4 protein-coding genes and 3 pseudogenes are annotated in these 4273 nt (G+C 38.2%); 3 read left to right on the top strand and 4 right to left on the bottom strand.

Annotated elements, in window-relative coordinates:
• Positions 1 to 33: 33 nt before the first annotated feature.
• Both QUA13_RS31760 and QUA13_RS31755 read right to left on the bottom strand, forming a co-directional pair.
• The gene (locus QUA13_RS31760; protein ID WP_333204975.1) at positions 34 to 390 is read right to left on the bottom strand and encodes an ISAs1 family transposase; all 357 of its coding nucleotides are present in this window, start codon (positions 388 to 390) and stop codon (positions 34 to 36) included.
• On the bottom strand, positions 356 to 670 hold the full coding sequence (locus tag QUA13_RS31755) for a transposase family protein (RefSeq protein WP_333204973.1): 315 nt from the start codon (positions 668 to 670) through the stop codon (positions 356 to 358). The genes QUA13_RS31760 and QUA13_RS31755 overlap by 35 nt, the downstream gene beginning before the upstream one ends.
• 59 nt (positions 671 to 729) lie before the next feature.
• On the opposite strand from QUA13_RS31755, the gene QUA13_RS32980 reads away from it, so the two are divergent.
• Together QUA13_RS32980 and QUA13_RS32975 are read left to right on the top strand one after the other, a co-directional pair.
• Complete coding sequence (locus tag QUA13_RS32980; RefSeq protein WP_445242771.1) at positions 730 to 945, top strand: hypothetical protein; 216 nt, start codon at positions 730 to 732, stop codon at positions 943 to 945.
• Positions 946 to 1235: 290 nt separating this feature from the next.
• Positions 1236 to 1421, top strand: a pseudogene (locus tag QUA13_RS32975) (transposase); the annotation flags it as partial.
• Between the two features lie 460 nt (positions 1422 to 1881).
• Here the strand turns inward: QUA13_RS32975 and QUA13_RS31750 are convergent.
• A pseudogene (locus QUA13_RS31750) lies at positions 1882 to 2261 on the bottom strand (IS4 family transposase); the annotation flags it as partial.
• Positions 2262 to 2459: 198 nt separating this feature from the next.
• On the opposite strand from QUA13_RS31750, the gene QUA13_RS31745 reads away from it, so the two are divergent.
• Positions 2460 to 3182 carry an IS1 family transposase gene (locus tag QUA13_RS31745; RefSeq protein ID WP_333204971.1) on the top strand — a complete coding sequence of 241 codons (723 nt, stop codon included), beginning with the start codon at positions 2460 to 2462 and terminating at the stop codon, positions 3180 to 3182.
• 32 nt (positions 3183 to 3214) lie between these two features.
• Here QUA13_RS31745 and QUA13_RS31740 read toward each other — a convergent pair.
• Positions 3215 to 4042: pseudogene (locus tag QUA13_RS31740) on the bottom strand (IS4 family transposase); the annotation flags it as partial.
• Positions 4043 to 4273: the final 231 nt, after the last annotated feature.

Here is a 4273-nt window from a genome sequence, read left to right as displayed (position 1 = left end):
GGAATCTCTCTCTAAATTCACCATAATTTCTACTCAGCTCCTTCTGAGTAAATTTGTGCTTAGTCTAAACTCCAGTCCCAAAGCATCGATGGTTATTATGCTTCCAGCAATTTCTAGCAGCTCTAACAAAGCCGGAATTGCTGTGACTTCGTTGGATTTCTTATTGACTTTTTTTTGCCCTAAAACTAATTGATGGGATGAAGACCATGCACTGACTATATGCAATGGTTTTTGGCTGTGATTCCGGTCATAAGATTGTTTCATTGTTTTGCCATCGATGGCTATGACTTCTAGCTTCAACTTTTGGGTGATTGAATTTATCCAACTCAAAAAACACTCTTGAAACTGCTGCGGTTCAATTCGAGCAAATAAGGAGACTAAATGTATCATGAGAAGGAATTCCATTCGGCAGTTCTAGAAAACCTTTCAGCCATTCATATTTGGTTGTTCCATAGAGTTCTATTGCTCCCCATCCATCTGCACCGCTGATGACAGCTAGAATCGCAATTGCTACAATATCTATTAATAAATGCTCTTTACTTCTTTCTATTCTTGGATCGGTCAAGGTCCCAAAATGGTTTAAAAAACAAGCGTTCAATAAGTGTGTCGGGCTCGATACACCTATTGTTTTTTGTTGGGCAGTTAAAGTCGAAGTAAACCCTTTCGCCATCGATCGTACCTAATTACGCACTTGATTTAGCCCCATACTTCATCTTATCATGTTTTAGGTTGAAATTAAGATGCGTTTACCCTGGGAAAGTAGCCGCCAGATTTGATGTGAGTAAAGGGTTTGTTCAAAAAATTTTAAAACAAAAACAAACGACTGGTCGCGTTCAACCCAGAAAACAGGGTGGAAGCCTCAAAAGTGTGTTAAACTCGCGCCGGACTAAATTTACCCTGATGGTAGAAAAATATCCGGATAGCACGTTGTCAGAACCCAAGTGAATATTGGCGTTTGACCTAAAACGAAGCTGTCAGCCCTAGCATGATGTGTCGTGAACTACAAAAACAAAATTTGACGCGAAAAAAAAGACCATACGCAGTAGTCAGTCGGCTACTGAAAGAGTGCAAATTCTCAGGGGTGAATATTGGGAGAAAGTGAAAAATATTGACCCTGAAAACCTCGTTTTTTTGGATGAAATGGGCGTTTTATTGGGGTTGACACGAACCCGCACACGTTCTAGATATGGTAGTAGAGTCTATGATTTAAAACAATTTAATCGGGTGCAAAAGTAACAGTTATTGGAGCAATAAGCTTAAAAAAATTAGTAGGATTAATGACGCTGAATGGGTCGATGGATAGTCAGGCATTTGCAGTTTTTGTAGAACAATGTTTAGTGCCAAACTTAGGGAAAGGTGCAGTGGTTTTTATGGATAATCTACCAGCTCATAAGTTGGCGGTGATTGAACCATTGATTTAAGCGGCTGGTGCCACTGTCCTAAATTTATCACCCTATTCTCCGGATTTTCATCCGATAGAATTATGGTGGTCACAACTCAAAGCTTTTTTTTTACGTCAGTTCTCACCAACAACTACCACTCCGGGTTGATGTTTTACTTGCTACGGCACGCTTATTTGGTCAATACCAAACACTTCAAAAACTGGTTTACAAGCTGCTGCTACTGTACTTCATAAACCTGGAATACGCTGTAAGTTATTATCAAGATGAATCAAGTATGTTGACTAGACCTCTTGCAAAAAAAATATCTGTTATAATTAAAAGTTTGCTCAAGTTTAGGTCAAACTTTTAATTATTGGGTTGATTGGCATCTCCTTAAACTTGCCCAGCCTGCTAGATTTAAAAATTGTCTAAACTTTCTATAGTAGCACAAAATTATTTTGCAAGAGGTCTACTAATTCCTTAACGGGTGACAACGCACCTATAATGCTTGCTGTATGAGGGATAGGGCGTAGAAGCCACGCTGAAAATAGAGACGTTTATGGGGCTTGAGTGCAATTAGACTTATTACCCAATCGTTCCATAATTCCATCCCATAGATCCACCGTTGTCCATAGAGGCTCAGACTAAATTCACTTACGAAGTGGGGTTTTGTCTTGATGCTCATTGATCCGTCCAGCATAAATTTATATACCTAACTTCTTGAGCCATTGTCCGTGAATCGTCGCCAAACTATAAGCTATCGCAATCAACAAGACTAAGGCTAAAAAGCGAGCTTCATTGACCTTGGTATCTTCTCGCATTATAAGCACCGGTTTTGTAATCTTTGAACATCTGTTCGATGCCCCACCGACAACAATAAGCGGTAGTAATAAATATGTAGTGAATTTTAATTACACTAATTGAATACATAGGATATTTTTATAACTCACACAATCAAGTTTGGGGATTTTAATATTTTTTTATGCGCTCCAATGTATGTTGAGTTACACTTATGCTATTATAAGTGACTATTGCTGTCATCCTTGATATCTGCCAACATTAGTTTAGTTATTTAATATGCTATTATTAAGACCAAATTGCCCAGATTGTGGTTCAAATCGCATAGTTAAAAATGGTAGAATTTATAATAAAAAACCCAAATACAAATGTCAAACTTGTGGTCGCCAATTTGTCGAGAATCCGACTAACAAAGTAATTAGCTCAGAAACAAAAAGTTTAATCGACCGACTTCTTTTGGAAAAGATTTCTTTGGCTGGTATAGCTAGAAGCACGGGTGTTTCTCAAAAATGGTTACAGGATTACGTAAATAATAAATATGCCTCAATCGATCGCACAGTAAAGGTTAAACCTAAAAAAAAAGTCAGATTGAATGTTGAATGTGATGAACTGTGGTCATTTGTAGATTGTAAAGAAAACAAGCAATGGGTGTGGTTAGCAATGGATAGAGAGACCAGAGAAATTATTGGTGTTTATATTGGCGCTCGTAGCGAAGAAGGAGCCAAACAATTATGGAATTCTCTACCTCCTGTATATAGACAATGTGCTGTTTGCTATACAGATTTTTGGGCGGCATATGCTTGTATTTTTCCTTCGCTACGTCATCAGCCAGTTGGTAAAGACAGTGGAAAAACTAATCACATTGAAAGATTTAATAATACATTGCGCCAACGTGTTTGTCGTCTAGTAAGAAAGACTCTTTCATTTTCTAAAAAGTTAGAAAACCATATTGGTGCTATTTGGTATTTTATTCATCATTACAACTATGTTTTGAGCCAATAAATATCTAATCACTACATATTTATCACTACCCAATAAGCATCTAAAGTAAGCTTCAGATTAGGGAGATTTGTCAGAATATACCAAGGTTCTTTTGGTCCTGGCTTACGATATTTTCGTTTCCAATATACAGCCAGATTAAATGGTCCTAAACCCTCTCCTTTATTTCCCAAAATATTCTGATAAAAATTGGACATCCCAGGTTTGAAGCCAAGTTTTTTGAGCACTTGATAGTCTTCACCTAAATTCTCTTGAAATTGGAAGTCCTTTTTCTGACGCAGTGCAAAGGATACGCCTCTGGAATCAAGCCATGATGCGAGTTTGGGGCTATGGAACTCTCGATCGCCTTATACCAAGACGGGATAGTTCTTAAACAGAAAAAGGACTGTACCTAAAAGTCGTTTTTGAGTCTTGAGGTCACTGTTACCTGACTTCTTTAAGACTTCCCAATAATATATCGGAAGAGCATGAGTTCCCCATACCAGATTAACCATAAATATATTGTGTCCTTTCCACTGTGTTCGGTCGATTGCAATGATCCAATAGCCATACTTTTGATGCTTGAGTTTTCGTACACAACGACGTTGTTCTCGGTTTAAGCGCTTTCCCGTTTGCTCGCTCACAATCCAATATTTAATCAAGGGAAACCACAACAGTTTGACGCACAACTGAGGCAACACTAAAAAGCGTTGTAAGTTTCTTTTGCGGCTTTGATATTGAATCGGTTGAGGAAAGACACTGGCTAATACGGAGAGTTTGACCTGACGATGAGCCTGAAGCAATAACAACAGCAGTTGTAAGGTTAAGTACTGGCTTTCATTGAGATGAGTACGCAGGATTTTTTGGTATGATGGGGGCAACATTTTGTTTTTTGGGGAGCCCGTGTGGCTCCTTATTTTTTTGCCTTATCATTCTCTCAAACCTTTGTCCTGTTTAAACTAGAGGTGCCTTGTCACCCGCTAAGGTGATTTCTGAGAAAGAAATTACCAAGGAAGGTAAAATATGTTTATTGATGAGTAAGGAGATAGGAGCAAGCATTTGGATACGTTAGCCTCAAGAACCTCAACTAAATTGTTAAGAACATCGCAAATCGA

This window comes from Microcoleus sp. S28C3 (assembly GCF_036700785.1).
GTDB classification, from domain to species: domain Bacteria; phylum Cyanobacteriota; class Cyanobacteriia; order Cyanobacteriales; family Microcoleaceae; genus Microcoleus; species Microcoleus asticus.
Note: the sequence above shows the minus strand (reverse complement) of the source record. Positions and strands in the feature narration are given on the sequence as shown.